The organism is Streptomyces lichenis, from assembly GCF_023218175.1.
GTDB classification, from domain to species: Bacteria; Actinomycetota; Actinomycetes; order Streptomycetales; family Streptomycetaceae; genus Streptomyces; species Streptomyces lichenis.
In genome coordinates this window covers 346,566-362,386 of sequence record NZ_JALPTH010000002.1, presented here as the reverse complement: position 1 = coordinate 362,386, position 15,821 = coordinate 346,566, and the positions used below count along the sequence as shown (strand labels likewise).

Sequence of the window (15,821 nt, the reverse complement as noted above, 5' to 3'; positions counted from 1 at the left end):
ATCCGCGTGGGTCAGCCGAGCAGGGGGAGGCGGGCGGAGAGGTCGGCGCGCTCGCCGCTGGCGTGCACCCGGGCCTCGGCGAGGGCGGCGCCCCACTCCGTACGGCCGGTGGCGAGCCGTACCCAGGTCAGCGGATCGGTCTCGACCACGTTGGGCGGGGTGCCGCGGGTGTGCCGGGGGCCCTCGACGCACTGCACCACCGCGAAGGGCGGGATCCGCACCTCGACCGAGCCGCCGGGGGCGGAGGTGGCCAGGGTGTCGGCCAGCAGCCGGACGCAGGCGGCGAGCGCCTGGCGGTCGTACGGGATCTCCAGCCCGGTCGCGGTGTTCAGGTCGTCGGTGTGCACGGTGAGTTCGACGGTCCGGGTGACCAGGAAGTCGTCGAGCCGCACCCCGCCGAACCGGGTGGTGATCAGCCGCTCGCCGGGGGTGTCCGCCAGGGCCGCGGCCAGCTCCCGCCGGGTCTCCTCGTAGAGCGCGGCCAAGGCCTCGGGCCCGTCCGCGGCGGCCTCGGCGATCTCGCGGGTGTCATGGTCCACATCGGCCGCGAACCGGCGGGTGGCCAGCGGCCACTGGTGCAGGGCCAGGTCCCGGGTGGCGGGGGCGGGCGCGGCCACGCCCCGGGTCACCGAGCGCACCGCCATGGTGATGTGCGCCGCCAGCTCCAGCACCGTCCATGCCCCCAGCCGGGTGGGCAGCGCCAGCTGCTCCGGAGTGAGGCCGAGCACCGCGGCCCGTACGTGGTCGAACTGGGCGAGCACGGCGGCGCGGATCCGGGCCGGGTCGTAACTGCGGGTGCGCTTGCGGGCGGTGGGCGGCATGGAGCGAGGGTAGCGGGGGCGGAGGTTCACACGGTGCGGTTCCCGCACTGAGGCGGCTCACCCGGGGTGGTCGGTCTGCTCTCCGGCGCCGGGGCGGCTCAACCGGGACGGTCGGCCTGCTCTCCGGCGCCGGGGCGGCCGTGCTGCTCCGGCGCGGGGGCGGTGAAGCGCGCGCCGTTCTTGGGGACGCCGAGGCCGTGCCAGGTGAAGGGGACGCCGTGCGCGGTACGGGCGTCCGGGCCGTCCATCAGCTGGATGTGCAGATGCGGCTCGGTGGAGTTGCCGGAGTTCCCGCAGCGCCCGATCTGCTGCCCGGCCGCGACCCGCTCGCCGGGCCGGACGGCGACGCTGCCCCGGCGCAGATGCGCGTAGGCCGCGTACGTACCGCCGCCGAGGTCCAGCACGACATGGTTACCGAAGACGGCGGGGAAGCCGCCCAGGGTCCGGCCCAGGGACTCGATCAGCAGCAGGTACAGCAGCCCCGGCAGCGAGCCGCGGCTGAGATGGTCACGGGCACCGTCCCGCGCGGCGACCACGGTGGCGTCGGCCACCGCGAGGATCGGCGCGCCGAAGGCCGGAAAGGCCTCGTTGCGGCGGGCGGGGGGCCAGAACCAGGCGAACGCGGGGCGGGGCCGCCCGTCCGGGCCCTCGGCCACGATGTCGATGGCGAAGGTCTGGGCGTAGCGGTGCGTGTGGTGGCTGGGCACCCGGTCCGCGGGGCTGTTCATCGCCGTCCAGGTGCCGGTGACCGCCGGCAGGGTCTCCACGGCGGGCGGTGCCTGGTCGACCAGGACGCGGCGGTCGCGGCGGAGCCGTACCACCGCCAGCAGCCCGGCCAGGGCGACGGGCAGCCAGCCCAGCGCGTACGGGTAGGGCAGCCGGTCGACCAGGAGCGAGGCCGCCACCTGGGCGAGGAACAGCGCCCAGAGCAGCCGGATGGCCCAGGTCAGCCCGGAGGTGCGGTGGCCTGGTGCGGACATGGCGCTTCCCCCTGTGGTCGACCGGCGCCACGGGCGCGCCGCGTAGGGCGAGGCCCCCGGCCGGACGGTGTCCCGTACCGGCCGGGGGCCTCGGTGGTGCGCACGCGCGGTCAGGCGAGCAGACCGGCGATGGTCCCCTCGTGTGCGGTGCGCAGCTCGGTCAGGGTGACGGCGAACTGACCCTGCACGTCGAGCTCTTGGCCGTCCACTACGCCGATGCGGGTGGCGGGCAGGCCGCGGGCGCCGCACATGTCGGTGAAGCGGAGTTCTTCGCTGCGGGGGATGGAGACCACGGCGCGGCCGGCCGACTCGCTGAACAGGAAGGTGAAGGCGTCCAGGCCGTCCGGGACGATGAGTCGGGCGCCCTTGCCGCCGCGCAGGCAGGACTCGGTGATGGCCTGGATCAGGCCGCCGTCGGAGAGGTCGTGCGCGGCGTCGATCATGCCGTCGCGGGAGGCGGAGATCAGGATCTCGCCGAGGAGCTTTTCGCGGTCCAGGTCCACCGTGGGCGGCAGTCCGCCCAGGTGGCCGTGGATGACCTCGGACCAGGCCGAGCCGCCGAACTCCTCGCGGGTGTCGCCCAGGAGGTAGAGGAGCTGGCCCTCCTGGGCGAAGGCGATGGGGGTGCGGCGGTTGACGTCGTCGATCACCCCGAGGACGGCGACCACCGGGGTGGGGTGGATCGCGGTATCACCGGTCTGGTTGTAGAGCGAGACATTGCCGCCGGTCACCGGGGTGCCCAGGGCCAGGCAGCCGTCCGCCAGTCCGCGGGTGGCCTCGGCGAACTGCCACATCACCGCCGGGTCCTCGGGCGAGCCGAAGTTGAGGCAGTCGGAGATGGCCAGCGGCTTGGCGCCGGAGGCGGCCACGTTCCGGTAGGCCTCGGCGAGCGCCAACTGCGCGCCGGTGTACGGGTCGAGCTTGGCGTACCGCCCGTTGCCGTCTGTGGCGATGGCGACGCCGAGGTTGGTCTCCTCGTCGATGCGGATCATGCCGGAGTCCTCCGGCTGCGCCAGCACCGTGTTGCCCTGCACGAAGCGGTCGTACTGGTCGGTGATCCACGCCTTGGACGCCTGATTGGGCGACGATACGAGCCTCAGGACCTGGTCCTTGAGCTCGGCGCCGTCCGCCGGGCGGGGCAGCGCGCCCGCGTCGTCCGCCTGGAGCGCGTCCTGCCAAGAGGGGCGGGCGTAGGGGCGGTGGTAGGTGGGGCCCTCGTGGGCGACGGTGCCCGGGGGCACGTCCACGATCTGCTCGCCGTGCCAGAAGATCTCCAGCCGCTCGCCGTCGGTCACCTCACCGATGACGGTGGCGATCACATCCCACTTCTCGCAGATCGCCATGAAGCGCTCCACGTGCTGCGGCTCCACGATCGCGCACATCCGCTCCTGCGACTCGCTCATGAGGATCTCCTCCGGCGAGAGCGTGGCATCACGCAGCGGCACGGTGTCCAGCTCCACCCGCATACCACCGGTACCGGCCGAGGCCAGCTCGCTGGTGGCGCAGGACAACCCGGCGCCGCCGAGGTCCTGGATACCGGCCACCAGCTTCTCGGCGAAGATCTCCAGGGTGCACTCGATGAGCAGCTTCTCCTGGAACGGGTCGCCGACCTGGACCGCCGGGCGCTTCGTCGGCTTCGTGTCATCGAAGGTCTCGGAGGCCAGGACCGAGACGCCGCCGATGCCGTCGCCGCCGGTGCGGGCGCCGTAGAGGATGACCTTGTTGCCCGGGCCGGAGGCCTTGGCCAGGTGGATGTCCTCGTGCTTCATCACACCGATGCAGCCGGCGTTGACCAGCGGGTTGCCCTGGTAGCAGGAGTCGAAGACGACCTCGCCGCCGATGTTCGGCAGGCCCAGGCAGTTGCCGTAGCCGCCGATGCCGGCCACCACGCCGGGCAGCACCCGCTTGGTGTCGGGGTGGTCGGCGGCGCCGAAGCGCAGCGGGTCCACCACCGCGACCGGCCGGGCGCCCATGGCCAGGATGTCGCGGACGATGCCGCCGACACCGGTGGCCGCACCCTGGTAGGGCTCGATGTAGGAGGGGTGGTTGTGCGACTCGACCTTGAAGGTCACCGCGTACCCCTGGCCGACGTCCACCACGCCGGCGTTCTCGCCGATGCCGACGAGCATGGCGTCGTTGGCCGGGACCTTCTCGCCGAACTGCTTCAGATGGACCTTGCTGCTCTTGTAGGAGCAGTGCTCGGACCACATCACCGAGTACATGGCGAGCTCGGCACCGGTGGGCCGGCGGCCGAGGATCTCCCGGATCCGCGCGTACTCGTCCTGCTTCAGGCCCAGTTCGGACCAGGGCTGCTCGGTGTCCGGGGTCTCACCGGCGTGCTTGACGGTGTCCAGGGTCATCAGGCGCTGACCAACTTCTTGAGGATCGAGGTGAAGAAACCGAGGCCGTCGGTGCCGCCGGTACCGATCAGCGGCTCCACCGCGTGCTCGGGGTGCGGCATCAGACCGACGACATTGCCCGCGGCGTTGGTGATGCCGGCGATGTCCCGCAGCGAGCCGTTGGGGTTGCCGTCCAGGTAGCGAAACGCCACCCGGCCCTCGGCCTCCAGCTCGTCCAGCGTCCGCTCGTCGGCGACGTACCGGCCGTCCATGTTCTTCAGCGGGATGGAGATCTCCTGGCCCTGCGCGAAGTCGGCGGTCCAGGCGGTCGCGGCGTTCTCCACCCGCAGCCGCTGCTCGCGGCAGACGAAATGCAGATGGTCGTTCTGGAGCATCGCCCCGGGCAGCAGATGGGCCTCGGTGAGGATCTGGAAGCCGTTGCAGATGCCGAGGACCGGAAGGCCCGCCTTCGCCTGCTCGATGACGGTCTCCATCACCGGCGAGAAGCGCGAGATGGCACCGGCGCGGAGGTAGTCGCCGTAGGAGAAGCCACCCGCCAGCACCACCGCGTCGACCTGGTGCAGGTCCTTGTCGCGGTGCCACAGCGGTACCGGCTCGGCGCCCGCGAGCCGGGCGGCCCGCAGCGCGTCCCGGTCGTCCAGGGTGCCGGGGAACGTGACGACGCCGATACGCGAGGTCACGACTCCACCTTCACGACGAAGTCCTCGATGACGGTGTTGGCAAGGAAGGTCTCGGCCATCTCGTGGATGCGGGCGAGGGCGGCCTCGTCGACCGGCCCCTCCACATCCAGTTCGAAGCGCTTCCCCTGGCGGACGTCGGCGATCCCGTCGAAACCGAGACGGGGCAGTGCACGCTGCACCGCCTGTCCCTGCGGGTCGAGGATCTCCGGCTTGAGCATGACGTCGACTACGACGCGTGCCACTGGCACTCCCGGTGGTGTGTTGCGTGGGCGGTTCCCTCAGCGTACCTGTCTCCAATTTCTACGCGGGTAGAGGATTGGAGGTCCCTCCAAACGCGGCACCTCCGGCAAGATCGCCGCCGCCGCGGCCGGCCCGGTGATCGCCCCGGCGGGAAAATCCGGGAAAAGAAAGCGCCCGGCCATTGCCGCCGGACACGCGGACGCAATTGGCTGGGCTTCACCGGGGGACGCCTTCCGCTGTACAAAGGAATGCAGAGGAAAGTGGCATCACCCCTCGATCACCGTGAATCCGGTAAGACCGCACTTCGGCGCGGTACCGGCAGGAAAGGACCGATATCCGTGGCACAGCGCGTAGTGGTCACGCTCTTCGACGACATCGACGGCGGAGAGGCGGCGGAAACGGTCGTGTTCGGGCTCGACGGGAAGTCGTACGAGATCGACCTCAATCCTGCCAATGCGAAGAAACTGCGCAAGGCCCTGGCGCCCTACATGGCAGCCGGTCGGGCGAGGCCGGGTGGCAGAGCCGGACGCCGCTCCGGCACCGGCCCGGCCCCCCGCCCCACCCAGGCCTCGCACACCACCCTCGACCCCGACCCGGCGGCGGTACGGGCCTGGGCCCAGTCCAACAAGCTGGAGGTGCCGGCCCGGGGCCGCATCCCCAAGCGGATCTACGAGGCCTTCCACGCGGCGGGGTGACATCCACCCGGGCTGAGGCCCGCTCAGCGGGCGGCCCGGCGGCCGAGTTGCGCGACCCCCCGGGTGATCGGCTAGAGTCTGGATCACGCCGAGGGGCGAGGCCGAAAAAGCCTCCACCTCACGGAGCGTGCGGGTGTAGTTCAGTAGTAGAACACCCCCCTTCCAGGGGGGAGGCGCAGTGTGCAATTCCTGTCACCCGCTCCGTACCGCGTACCGATCAGCTCAATCGATCAGGTACAGTGGTGCCCGCACCGCCCAGTGAGAGCTGAGCGGGAGCAACGCGGACGTGGCTCAGTTGGTAGAGCATCACCTTGCCAAGGTGAGGGTCGCGAGTTCGAATCTCGTCGTCCGCTCAGTGAGCAAACCCCCGGTCATCGCGACCGGGGGTTTCGCGTTGTCCGGCCTCTGAAGCGCTGCCGCGCATGACATCTGTCATGGCGAGAGGTGATGGCGCGCACTGCCGGGGGCCCCTCGCGGGCGGAAGCCTGGATCCATGACCAACGACGAGTACGAGTACGAGTACGCGATCCGGGCCGACGGCCTGCGGCGCCGGTACGCGGGCGCCCGGGGCGGCTTCGAGGCGGTGCGGGGGATCGACCTCGCGGTGGAGCACGGCGAGATCTTCGCGCTGCTCGGCACCAACGGCGCCGGCAAGACCTCCACCGTGGAACTGCTGGAAGGCCTGGCCGAACCCAGCGGCGGCACCGTGCGGGTGCTCGGCCGCGACCCGTACCGGCAGCGCGCCGAGGTGCGCCCCCGGATCGGCGTGATGCTCCAGGAAGGCGGCTTCCCCTCGGATCTGACGGTCGCCGAGACGGTACGGATGTGGGCCGGCTGCACCACCGGGGCGCGGCCGGTCGGCGAGGCCCTGGAGCTGACCGGTCTCGGCGGCCGGGCCGCGGTACGGGTCAAGCAGCTGTCCGGCGGCGAGCGGCGCCGGCTCGACCTGGCCCTGGCGCTGCTCGGCCGGCCCGAGGTGCTCTTCCTGGACGAGCCGACCACCGGACTGGACGCCGAGGGGCGGCGGGAGACCTGGCGGCTGGTGCGGCGGCTGCGGGAGGGCGGCACCACCGTGCTGCTGACCACGCACTACCTGGAGGAGGCGGAGTCGCTCGCCGACCGGCTGGCCATCATGCACGGCGGCCGGATCGTGGCGGCCGGCACACCCGCCGAGGTGACCGCCGCCCGGCCGGCCCGTATCCGCTTCACGCTGCCCGAGGGCGTACCCGCCGGACGGCTGCCGCTCTCCCTGCGGGCGGCGAGCGAGGACGGCCGGCGGGTGGAGATCCGTACCCCCGACCTTCAGCAGGCCCTGGGCGAACTCCTCTTCTGGGCGCGGGAGTCGGCCGTACGGCTGGAGGGGCTGGACGCCCGCTCGGCCTCCCTGGAGGAGGCGTTCCTCGACATCGCGCGGGACGCGACGGACCCGAGGGATCAGACGACGGACACGTTCGGCACCGAGAAGGCGGGGGTGTGACATGGCGGCGACCGACATGACGGCGGAGACCGGGACCCCGTCCACCAGGGCGCGGCGGCTGGGCGCGCTGGCCCGCTCCGAGCTGACCCTGCTGGTGCGCAACCGGTACGCGCTGTTCACCGCCGTACTGATGCCGCCGCTGATGGTCCTGGTCCTGCGCAGCACCCTCGCCCAGGCGGACCTCGGCCCGACGGGCATGAACGCCCTGGAGGGGGCGCTGACCGGCGGCCTGGCGCTGATGCTGGTGCTCGTCGTCTACCTCAACCTCACCTCCGCCTATGTCGCCCGGCGCGAGGAGCTGGTGCTCAAGCGGCTGCGCACCGGCGAGGTGACCGACGGGGAGATCCTGACCGGCACCGCGCTGTCGGCGGCCGCGCCGGCGCTGGCGCAGAGCGTGCTGATGGTGCTCGCGGGCACGCTCTTCCTGGATGTGAAGGCGCCGCAGCGGCCGGAACTGCTGCTGGCCGGGCTGCTCCTGGGCACCGTGATGCTGGCCGGGCTGGCCGCGCTGACGGCGGCGGTCACCCGCACCACCGAGAGCGCGCAGATCACCACCCTGCCGCTGTTCATGGTCTCGGTGATGGGCTCGGGACTGTTCGTGCCGCTGGAGACGTTCCCGGACGGGGTCGCCGAGGTGTGCGAGCTGCTGCCGCTGACCGGGGTGACGACCGTGATCCGCACCGGCTGGCTGGGCACCGGCGGCGGCTCGGAGCTGCTGGAGGCCGCCGTGGTCGCCGCGGTGTGGGCCATCCTGTCCGGGTACGCCGCGCGGCGCTGGTTCCGCTGGGAGCCGCGGCGCTGAGCGGAACACGGGACCGGGGCCGACGGGCCGACGACGGGACGGGTACGGAAGGAGGCCGGTGTGCGGCTGACAGGCTGGTGGCAGGGGCGGAGCAACCCGCAGAAGGTCGAGCTCTACACCCGCTGGTCCTTCCATATGTTCGCGGTCGTCGAGATCCTGGGCGTCGGGCTCGGCATTCTCAGTCGCGCGCTGGGGCCGCTCGGCGGCTGGCTGTTCCTGGCGGTCGTCGGCCACTCCGCGCTGGGCGCCGTGGTGCTCTCCCGCGGGCTGGACTGGCAGCTGTCCCGGCGGGCGCGCCCGGACCGCCTGCTGGCGGTGTACGGGACGGCCTCGGCCGCCCTGGGGGTGGCCGCGCTGGCGCTGCACGGCTTCGGAAGCCTGGACCTGGGGGCGGCCGCCACGGCCTCGATGGGGGCGGCCTTCTTCTGCGTCAGCGGTCTGGTGCTGGCGCTGCGGCGGGTGCGGGCCATGCTGGCGCTGGCGCTCGCCGCCGGTGCGGTGCTCCTGCTGACCGCGCTGGCCTGCCGAATTCCGCTCATGGACGCGGCCCGGATCGCGGCTGGCGGTGCCGTCGTCAGCGTGTTCATGGCGTTCACGACCGGGTTCTCGGCCTGGCTGCTGCGGGCGGTGTGGGAGCTGGACGAGGCCCGCGAGCTCCAGGCCCGGCTGGCGGTCGCCGAGGAGCGGCTGCGGTTCGGCCGGGACCTGCACGATGTGATGGGGCGCAATCTGTCGGTGCTGGCGCTCAAGAGCGAGCTGGCGGTGCAGCTGGGCCGGCGCGGGCAGACCGAGGCGGCCCTCGCGCAGATGACCGAGGTGCAGCAGCTGGCCCAGGAGTCGCAGCGGGAGGTGCGGGACGTGGTGCGCGGCTACCGGGAGGCCGATCTCCGTACCGAGCTGGAGGGCGCGCGGGGGGTGCTGGCGGCGGCCGGGATCGCCTGCTCGGTCCGGGACCCGGCCGCGGCGGAGCTGCCGCCCGCGGTGCAGTCGGCGCTCGCCTGGGTGGTCCGCGAGGCGGCGACCAACGTGCTGCGGCACGGCGACGCCACCCACTGCGCGGTGGAGCTGCGCACGGAGGAGGGACGGGCGGTGCTGACGGTGGAGGACGACGGCGGGGGCGGGACGGCCGGGGGCGCGCCGGGGGTCTCCGACAGCGGTACGGGGCCGGGGGGCGGCTCCGGGCTGGCCGGGCTGCGCGAGCGGCTGGCCGCGCTGGACGGGGTGCTGGAGGCGGGCCCGGTGGACGGCGGGCGCTTCCGGGTCACCGCCCGGGTGCCGCTGGCCTCACCGGGGGACTCCCCCGGTGAGGTGCGTACGGAGGCGGCCGGCACGGGCGCCGCCGCGGGAGGTGCGGCGTGAGCCCCGTACGCGTACTGCTGGCCGATGACGAGCATCTGATCCGCGGCGCGCTGGCCGCGCTGCTCGGTCTGGAGGACGACCTCGCGGTGGTCGCCCAGGCCGCGTCCGGTCCGGAGGCGCTGGCCATGGCGCGGGCGCACCGGCCGGACGTCGCGGTGCTGGACCTCCAGATGCCGGGCGCCGACGGTGTGAAGGTGGCCACATGGCTGCGCGCCGAACTGCCCGAGTGCCGGACGATGATCGTGACCAGCCATGGGCGGCCCGGGCATCTGAAGCGGGCGCTCGCGGCGGGGGTGCGGGGTTTTGTGCCGAAGACGGTCAGCGCCCAGCGGCTGGCCGAGGTCATCCGTACCGTGCACGGCGGAAACCGCTATGTGGACCCGGAGTTGGCGGCCGACGCGATCTCGGCCGGGGACTCCCCGCTGACCGCGCGGGAGGCCGAGGTGCTGGAGCTGGCGGCCGACGGGGCGCCGGTCTCGGAGATCGCCGAGCGGGCCTCGCTGTCGCCCGGGACGGTGCGCAACTACCTCTCCTCGGCGGTGACCAAGATCGGTGCGGAGAACCGTCATTCGGCGGTGCGTCTCGCCCGCGAGCGAGGTTGGGTATAGTGGCTTTCGCGCTACGGCGCATGCGGACGTAGCTCAGTTGGTAGAGCGCAACCTTGCCAAGGTTGAGGTCGCGAGTTCGAGCCTCGTCGTCCGCTCAGTGAAGCGAAGCCCCCGGTCGATCGACCGGGGGCTTCGTCGTATGCGGTTTCCAGGACCCCGGGTCCCCGGGTTCTCAAGGGATCCCGGGTCCCCGGGTTTTCAAGGGACCCCGGGGCCCCGGCCGCGGTGGCCGGGGGACCCGGGAACGGCTCACGCCCAGGGGGTGCCGGTCAGCAGCTCGTACGCCTCCACGTACTTGGCGCGGGTCCTCTCCACCACCTCGGCGGGCAGCGCGGGCGGCGGCTGCTCGCCGCGGCGGTCCCAGCCGGAGGCCGGGGAGGTCAGCCAGTCGCGTACGTACTGCTTGTCGTACGAGGGCTGCGGGCGGCCCGGCTCCCAACTCGCGGCCGGCCAGAAGCGCGAGGAGTCCGGGGTCAGCACCTCGTCCGCGATCAGCAGCCGCTCGCCGTCGTAGCCGAACTCGAACTTGGTGTCGGCCAGGATGATCCCCCGCTCGCGGGCGATGTCCCGGGCCCGGCTGTAGACCGCGAGGGTGAGCTGGCGCAGCTCGGCGGCGGTCTCCGCGCCGACCTGGCGGGCCACCTCCTCGTACGAGACGTTCTCGTCGTGCTCGCCGACGGCCGCCTTGGTGGCCGGGGTGAAGATCGGCGCGGGCAGCTCGGAGCCGTCGCTCAGCCCCTCGGGCAGCGCCAGCCCGCAGACGGTCTGCGTCTCCTGGTACTCGGCGAGGCCGGAACCGGTGAGGTAGCCGCGGGCCACGCACTCCACCGGGACCATGTCCAGCGAACGGCAGACCAGGGTGCGCCCGGCCCACTCGGCGGGGGCGCCGTCCGGGAGCTCGGTGGAGACCACATGGTTGGGCGCCAGGTCGGCGAGCTGTTCGAACCACCACAGCGACAGCTGGGTGAGCACCCGGCCCTTGTCCGGGATCTCGCTGGGCAGCACCCAGTCGTAGGCGGAGATCCGGTCGCTGGCCACCATGACGAGGCCGCCGTCCTCGTCCCGGTACAGGTCGCGCACCTTGCCGGTGTGCAGATGAACCAGGCCGGGGACCTGGATCGGCTCGGGCTTTTCGACGAATCCGGACACGGTGCCTCCGCGTAGTTCTGTACGACGGAACCGATTGTCCCGCACCCCGCCCCCCGCCGTCGGCCGGGCCGCCGTCCGTCGACGATCCGCCCGGTTCAGTCGCGCTTGCAGATACGGTCCAGCAGATTGGCGGTGGCACGCTGGACCCGCTCGTCCACATGGCCGGGGCGGTCCAGGGCCGGGGACCAGGCGAAGGTGCCGGAGGCGAAGACCAGCGCCCCGGACGGCGCGCGGTACAGGGAGGTCTCCTGGTGGCGCTGGGCGCCCTCGCCGTCCCGGTAGGGCGAGTGGGCGAGCAGGATGCGCCGCTGGTGGTCGGGGAGCGCGGTGCGCGGGAAGTAGCGGTCGGCCTCACCGGCGACCAGCCCGGGCAGCTCGTCCTCCTCGCCCGCTCCGGTGGCCTCCCAGAGCCAGTGGTCGGCGTTCCGGACGACCAGGGGGTGCGGCTCGGGCACCCGGCCCGCGTACTGGATGCCCAGCAGCTGCTGCTCGGGGCGGTCCATCTCGCGCCAGAGCGCCGGCCGGCCGGGGCCCTTGCGTTTGCGGCAGGTGAGCAGGCGGTCCGGCACCCCGGAGGCGGACGGGGACAGCTCGACCTGCCAGTACATGGTGTTGGCGGAGAGGAAGACCAGCGAGGTGCCGTGGTCGCGGGCGGCCTCGGTGGTGCGGCGCATGGGCACGGACCAGTATTCGTCGTGGCCGGGGAAGACCAGGCCCCGGTACCGGGTGGGGTCCACCCGGCCGGCGTGCAGATCGCGGGCGTCGGCGTACGCCAGGTCGTACCCGTACCGCTCGGCCCAGCGGATGAAGTCATAGGCATGGCCCACGTGCAGCGGCAGTCCGGCGCCCGCGTAGGGGCGGTCGAAGGAGACCGTGGTGGCGGCGTCCTCCTCGCCGAGCAGCCGCCCCTCCTCGTCCCAGGCGTGGTAGAGGCTGGCACCGGTCCGGCCGTCCTCCGGGTAGAGGTTGTACGCCTGCCAGGTGACGTCCGGCAGGAGCAGCAGCAGATCGGCGGGCCGCTCGTCGCGCACCGTGAAGGGGATGTGGGAGCGGTGGCCGTCGGCGGTGGTGAGCACGGCGACGTATGCCCCGACCGACCAGTACGAGGGGACCTGCATCCGCCAGGACAGCCACCAGTGGTGGCAGGAGACGGTGCGGTCGGCGGCGAGCGGGGCCGGCTGGACGATGCCGGCCAGCCGGGGGCTGGTGGTGACCTTGGCGGCCCCGGCTCCGGCGTAGTGCCCGATGCGGTAGACGCCCACGGAGAACTCCTGGGGCGGGTCCACGGTGATGTGGAAGTCGACGGCCTCCCCGGGGGCGACCGCCCCGGTGGAGGTGAACCCCTTGATCTGGCGGCGCACATCGTCGGCCGATCTGGTCCCGCCGCCCCTGCCCCGGGCGCCGAGGTCCGGATCGGCGTACCAGGGCACCACCTGGCCGGAGTCGTCGAGATACGGCTCGCTGGCCCTCAGCCAGGGCAGCGGCCCCTGCCCGAACGGGTCCGTGACGGCGTGGGCGAGGGCTCCCGACTCCCAGCGTCTGATGTGTTCCGCCCCCATGGCGCCCCTCCCTCGCTGTCCCCCGTGCCTGTCACTGCCGATCCCCAGCACATCACATAACGCACGCACCCCGTCACCCTTTGTCGCGGATTGACGGAACCGGAATCCTCCCTTCACATCCGGCGCCGGGTGGGGCCGGGTGATAGGCACCGAAGCGCGGGCACCCGGGCTCCGGGGTGCGGTCCTCCACCCAGCTCCGACCCGCCGGGATCCCGCGCGCCCCGGGGTCGGGCACGAGCGCCGACACCTCCACCCCACCCCTGCCCTCCCCCGCTCAGCCGAGCCGTACCGGCTTTTCGGCCTGTACGCCGACGGTGGCCAGCCATGCCCGGAGCGGCCCCGGGTCGGCGTCCTCCACCAGGCTCAGCACCCTGGCCGCGAGATCCGGATGGCGCCGCCCGGCGATGAGCAGAGAGGGCCCGTCCAGCCAGTCCAGCCCCGGCGCGGCCCCGGCCGTGTCCACAGCCGCGCAGCAGACCATCGCGGTGACATGGTCCGCGAGCAACTCCCGCCCGGTGCGCGGTGGTTGCAGGGGGAGGAGCGGGAGATCGCCGTGGAGGTCGGAGGCGGGGTCGTGGCCGGGGGCGAGGTCGGAGTCGGCCCCGGACGTCGGATACGCGTGGGATGGCGCGGGGCCGGTCTCGGTGGGTGGGTGGTCGGCGTCAGCCGAGTACGCCTCGGTCGACGCAGGGGTCGCGGAGCCGGCCCTGGAGGGCCGGTTGGCCGTGGCCGGCGGGTGGCCGGTGGGGGCGTCGGTCCGGTCGGCGGAGACGTCGGTCCTGTTGGCGGGGGCGGTGTCGTGGAGGCGCCCGGCGGAGACGTCGGTCTGGTCGGCGGGGGTCGTGTCGTGGAGGCGCCCGGGGCTGTGCCGCTCGGCGGTGGGTGCGGCGGTCGCCGGTGGCTCGGAGAGCCGGGTGGCGGCGGACGCGTGCCGTACAGGGTGCTGTGCGGCCGCGGACGCCGACCGTCCGGAGTGGTGTGCGGCGACGGACGCCGAGGCCGGTCCCGGAGCGACGGGCCCCTCCGAGCGGGCCGTCGGGTCCGACCCCGAGCGGGAGCCGTCGGCGGCCGTGCCGTCCGGCCCCCCCGTGGCGGCGTGCTCGCCCGCGAGCGCCTCCGGGGCGGAGTACGCGCCGTTTGCGGCCGCCGCCGACCCGCCCAGGGGGCCACCGGGGGCCGAAGCGGGGGCGATGGGTCCACTCACGGCTTGCCCCTGGGCGGCGGGCCCGCCCGCGGCCGCCGTCGTCGGGGCGGCGTGCTCCTCCGCGGGCACCCCGGGGGCGGCGTACGGCCCACCCGCAGCCGCAGCCGCCGCCGACCCGGCTACCGGATCACCCGGGGTCGCGGCCGGGGCGGAGGAAGGACCATCGGCGGCCGCCGCCGGCCTGGCGGGCTCACCCGCAGCCGCCGCCGACCCGCCCAGGGGACCATCGGCGGCCGCCACCGGGGTGCCGGGTCCACTAGCGACCTGCCCCGGGGTGCCGGGCCCACTCACGGCCTGCCCCAGGGTGCCGGGCTCACCCGCAGCCGTCGCTGACCCGGCGTACGGCCCACCCGCAGCCGCCGCCGACCCGGCCGACGGGCCACCGGGGGCCGCCGCCTGGGCAGCGGGTCCACTCACGGCCGTCGCCGAGGCGGAGTACGAGCCCCCCTCGGCCGCCACCGACGCGACGGGTCCACCCGCCTCCGTCGCCGACTCGGCCGCCAGGCCAGCCCGCACCTCCACCCGCTCGCGGGCCACCTCGGCGGTGATCGCGGCCGCCAGGGCCTCGCCGCCCCGGCCGGTGCCGGCCGACAGGTGGTCCATGACCCGGGCCAGCGTCCCGTCGGTGCCGCGCTCCACGCCCAGCCGGTCGAGGACGCGGTGCAGCCGGGCCGCCTCGGTGCGCCACTTCCGGTCCACCACCTCGTCCGGATAGTCCTGCCAGTCGACCGGCGCCCAGCCGGGCCCGGGCCGGGCGGGGCCGCCGTGGAAGAGACGGGCGGCCAGCAGCGAGGTGGCCTCGTCCACCAGACCGGGCTCCTCCAGCAGGTCGCAGGCGGGGCGCTCGCCCAGCCGGGAGGCGTACCCCTCGGCCAGCCGGTCGCGCCGGGACAGCTCGGTGAGCGCCGAGACGACCCCCGCGTCCAGCCGGGACGGCCAGCGGCCCATCCGCCAGGCGGGCAGCGCCACCCTGGTCAGCAGCCGGTCCCACCCCGCGTACGCGAGGCCGACCTGCTCCTGGGCGGCGATCCGCAGCCCGTAGTCCACCTCACGGGCCCGCTCCGAACCGGCGGCCGCGACCCCCCGCTCCATCTCGGCGGCATGCGCCCGGCAGGAGCGGAGCAGGATCCTGGCCACCGCGCCGGTGAACCGCGCGCCCCACCGGCGTACCCCACCGCCACCGGACCCCGGGCGGTCCGCCGCGGCGACCGCCGCGTCCAGCCCCCGGATGAACCGGCGGGCGTCGGCTATGTCGGGGTGGGCCGAGGGGCCGGTGCCGGCGACCACCGGGGCCAGCACCGCCCGTAGCTCGGCCACCCTCATCCACCACAGGAACGGCGAGCCGATCACCAGCACCGGCGCCGCCTCCGAGCGGCGGCCGCGCGCGGACGCTCCGGACCGCGCCCGGGCGTGCGCCGGGTGGGAACGGTCCTCCAGCCAGCTGTCGCAGTCCGGGGTCAGCGCTATCGCCGAGGGCGCCGGGACGCCCAGACGCCCGGCGAGGTCCTCGACCAGCCGGTACAGATCCGGGGCGGACTCCGCGGGGATGTCGACCGTCGGGGTGAGCGCCGGCCTGGCCCGGGCCACCGCCGAGACCACCACCGCGCCGACCGCCAGCACGGCCACCGCCAGCACCGAGACCGCCCAGCGCGCGGCGTCCCAGCCGGCGCCGGTCAGCCGGCCCGTCACCCCGCCGGCCAGCAGGACCACGGCGACGGCCGCCGGCAGCAGGGCCACGCCCAACGCGCGCCCGCGCACCCGCAGCACGGCCAGCGCCCGAGCACGGGCGGCCTGCGCGCCCCGCTCCTCACCCATCCCCTTCGCGGCATCGGACACGGCTGTGCGTCACCCCCTCCTGCCCTGCGGCGGACTGCCTCGCGGCGGTAC

Annotated in this window: 13 protein-coding genes and 3 tRNA genes; 8 read left to right on the top strand and 8 right to left on the bottom strand. The window is 74.0% G+C overall.

The window, feature by feature from the left end; all coding sequences use genetic code 11:
• Positions 1–11 precede the first annotated feature (11 nt).
• From M1O15_RS03355 to purS, 5 genes are all read right to left on the bottom strand, one after another.
• Complete coding sequence (locus tag M1O15_RS03355) at positions 12–821, bottom strand: maleylpyruvate isomerase family mycothiol-dependent enzyme (protein WP_248631633.1); 810 nt, start codon at positions 819–821, stop codon at positions 12–14.
• Between the two features lie 98 nt (positions 822–919).
• Positions 920–1,801, bottom strand: coding sequence for a M23 family metallopeptidase (locus tag M1O15_RS03350; protein ID WP_248631632.1), 882 nt, complete (start codon positions 1,799–1,801; stop codon positions 920–922).
• A gap of 110 nt (positions 1,802–1,911) precedes the next feature.
• Positions 1,912–4,161: a phosphoribosylformylglycinamidine synthase subunit PurL gene (purL, locus tag M1O15_RS03345; RefSeq protein ID WP_248631631.1), complete on the bottom strand. Its 2,250-nt coding sequence runs from the start codon at positions 4,159–4,161 to the stop codon at positions 1,912–1,914.
• Positions 4,161–4,841 carry a phosphoribosylformylglycinamidine synthase subunit PurQ gene (purQ, locus tag M1O15_RS03340; RefSeq protein ID WP_248631630.1) on the bottom strand — a complete coding sequence of 227 codons (681 nt, stop codon included), beginning with the start codon at positions 4,839–4,841 and terminating at the stop codon, positions 4,161–4,163. Before purQ ends, purL begins: the two co-directional genes overlap by 1 nt.
• Positions 4,838–5,083, bottom strand: a complete 246-nt coding sequence (gene purS / locus M1O15_RS03335; RefSeq protein ID WP_248631629.1) for a phosphoribosylformylglycinamidine synthase subunit PurS — start codon at positions 5,081–5,083, stop codon at positions 4,838–4,840. Before purS ends, purQ begins: the two co-directional genes overlap by 4 nt.
• Positions 5,084–5,419: 336 nt before the next feature.
• Between purS and M1O15_RS03330 the strand changes: the two genes are divergently transcribed.
• From M1O15_RS03330 to M1O15_RS03295, 8 genes are all read left to right on the top strand, one after another.
• Positions 5,420–5,776: a histone-like nucleoid-structuring protein Lsr2 gene (locus tag M1O15_RS03330; RefSeq protein WP_248631628.1), complete on the top strand. Its 357-nt coding sequence runs from the start codon at positions 5,420–5,422 to the stop codon at positions 5,774–5,776.
• A 129-nt stretch (positions 5,777–5,905) separates the two neighbouring features.
• Positions 5,906–5,977, top strand: a tRNA-Gly gene (locus M1O15_RS03325).
• A gap of 79 nt (positions 5,978–6,056) precedes the next feature.
• Positions 6,057–6,129, top strand: a tRNA-Gly gene (locus tag M1O15_RS03320).
• 140 nt (positions 6,130–6,269) lie between these two features.
• Complete coding sequence (locus tag M1O15_RS03315) at positions 6,270–7,253, top strand: ABC transporter ATP-binding protein (protein ID WP_248631627.1); 984 nt, start codon at positions 6,270–6,272, stop codon at positions 7,251–7,253.
• 1 nt (position 7,254) lies between these two features.
• Positions 7,255–8,055, top strand: a complete 801-nt coding sequence (locus M1O15_RS03310; protein WP_248631626.1) for an ABC transporter permease — start codon at positions 7,255–7,257, stop codon at positions 8,053–8,055.
• Between the two features lie 60 nt (positions 8,056–8,115).
• A complete protein-coding gene (locus M1O15_RS03305; RefSeq protein ID WP_248631625.1) occupies positions 8,116–9,414 on the top strand; it encodes a sensor histidine kinase in 1,299 nt (432 codons plus the stop codon).
• Positions 9,411–10,022, top strand: a complete 612-nt coding sequence (locus tag M1O15_RS03300; RefSeq protein ID WP_248631624.1) for a response regulator — start codon at positions 9,411–9,413, stop codon at positions 10,020–10,022. Before M1O15_RS03305 ends, M1O15_RS03300 begins: the two co-directional genes overlap by 4 nt.
• Before the next feature lie 22 nt (positions 10,023–10,044).
• Positions 10,045–10,117, top strand: a tRNA-Gly gene (locus tag M1O15_RS03295).
• 154 nt (positions 10,118–10,271) lie between these two features.
• On the opposite strand, the gene M1O15_RS03290 is transcribed toward M1O15_RS03295, so the two are convergent.
• From M1O15_RS03290 to M1O15_RS03280, 3 genes are all read right to left on the bottom strand, one after another.
• On the bottom strand, positions 10,272–11,171 hold the full coding sequence (locus M1O15_RS03290; RefSeq protein WP_248631623.1) for a phosphoribosylaminoimidazolesuccinocarboxamide synthase: 900 nt from the start codon (positions 11,169–11,171) through the stop codon (positions 10,272–10,274).
• Between the two features lie 95 nt (positions 11,172–11,266).
• Positions 11,267–12,730, bottom strand: coding sequence for a N,N-dimethylformamidase beta subunit family domain-containing protein (locus M1O15_RS03285; RefSeq protein ID WP_248631622.1), 1,464 nt, complete (start codon positions 12,728–12,730; stop codon positions 11,267–11,269).
• 274 nt (positions 12,731–13,004) lie between these two features.
• Positions 13,005–15,749, bottom strand: a complete 2,745-nt coding sequence (locus tag M1O15_RS03280; protein ID WP_248631705.1) for a hypothetical protein — start codon at positions 15,747–15,749, stop codon at positions 13,005–13,007.
• Positions 15,750–15,821: the final 72 nt, after the last annotated feature.

What these genes read in the sequence shown, in the direction of transcription:
- M1O15_RS03315 (WP_248631627.1), top strand. Translation starts at nt 6,270, where the DNA reads ATGACCAACGACGAGTACGAGTACGAGTACGCGATCCGGGCCGACGGC.
- M1O15_RS03310 (WP_248631626.1), top strand. Translation starts at nt 7,255, where the DNA reads ATGGCGGCGACCGACATGACGGCGGAGACCGGGACCCCGTCCACCAGG.
- purL (WP_248631631.1), bottom strand. Translation starts at nt 4,161, where the DNA reads ATGACCCTGGACACCGTCAAGCACGCCGGTGAGACCCCGGACACCGAG.
- M1O15_RS03285 (WP_248631622.1), bottom strand. Translation starts at nt 12,730, where the DNA reads ATGGGGGCGGAACACATCAGACGCTGGGAGTCGGGAGCCCTCGCCCAC.
- M1O15_RS03280 (WP_248631705.1), bottom strand. Translation starts at nt 15,749, where the DNA reads ATGGGTGAGGAGCGGGGCGCGCAGGCCGCCCGTGCTCGGGCGCTGGCC.
- M1O15_RS03355 (WP_248631633.1), bottom strand. Translation starts at nt 821, where the DNA reads ATGCCGCCCACCGCCCGCAAGCGCACCCGCAGTTACGACCCGGCCCGG.
- M1O15_RS03350 (WP_248631632.1), bottom strand. Translation starts at nt 1,801, where the DNA reads ATGTCCGCACCAGGCCACCGCACCTCCGGGCTGACCTGGGCCATCCGG.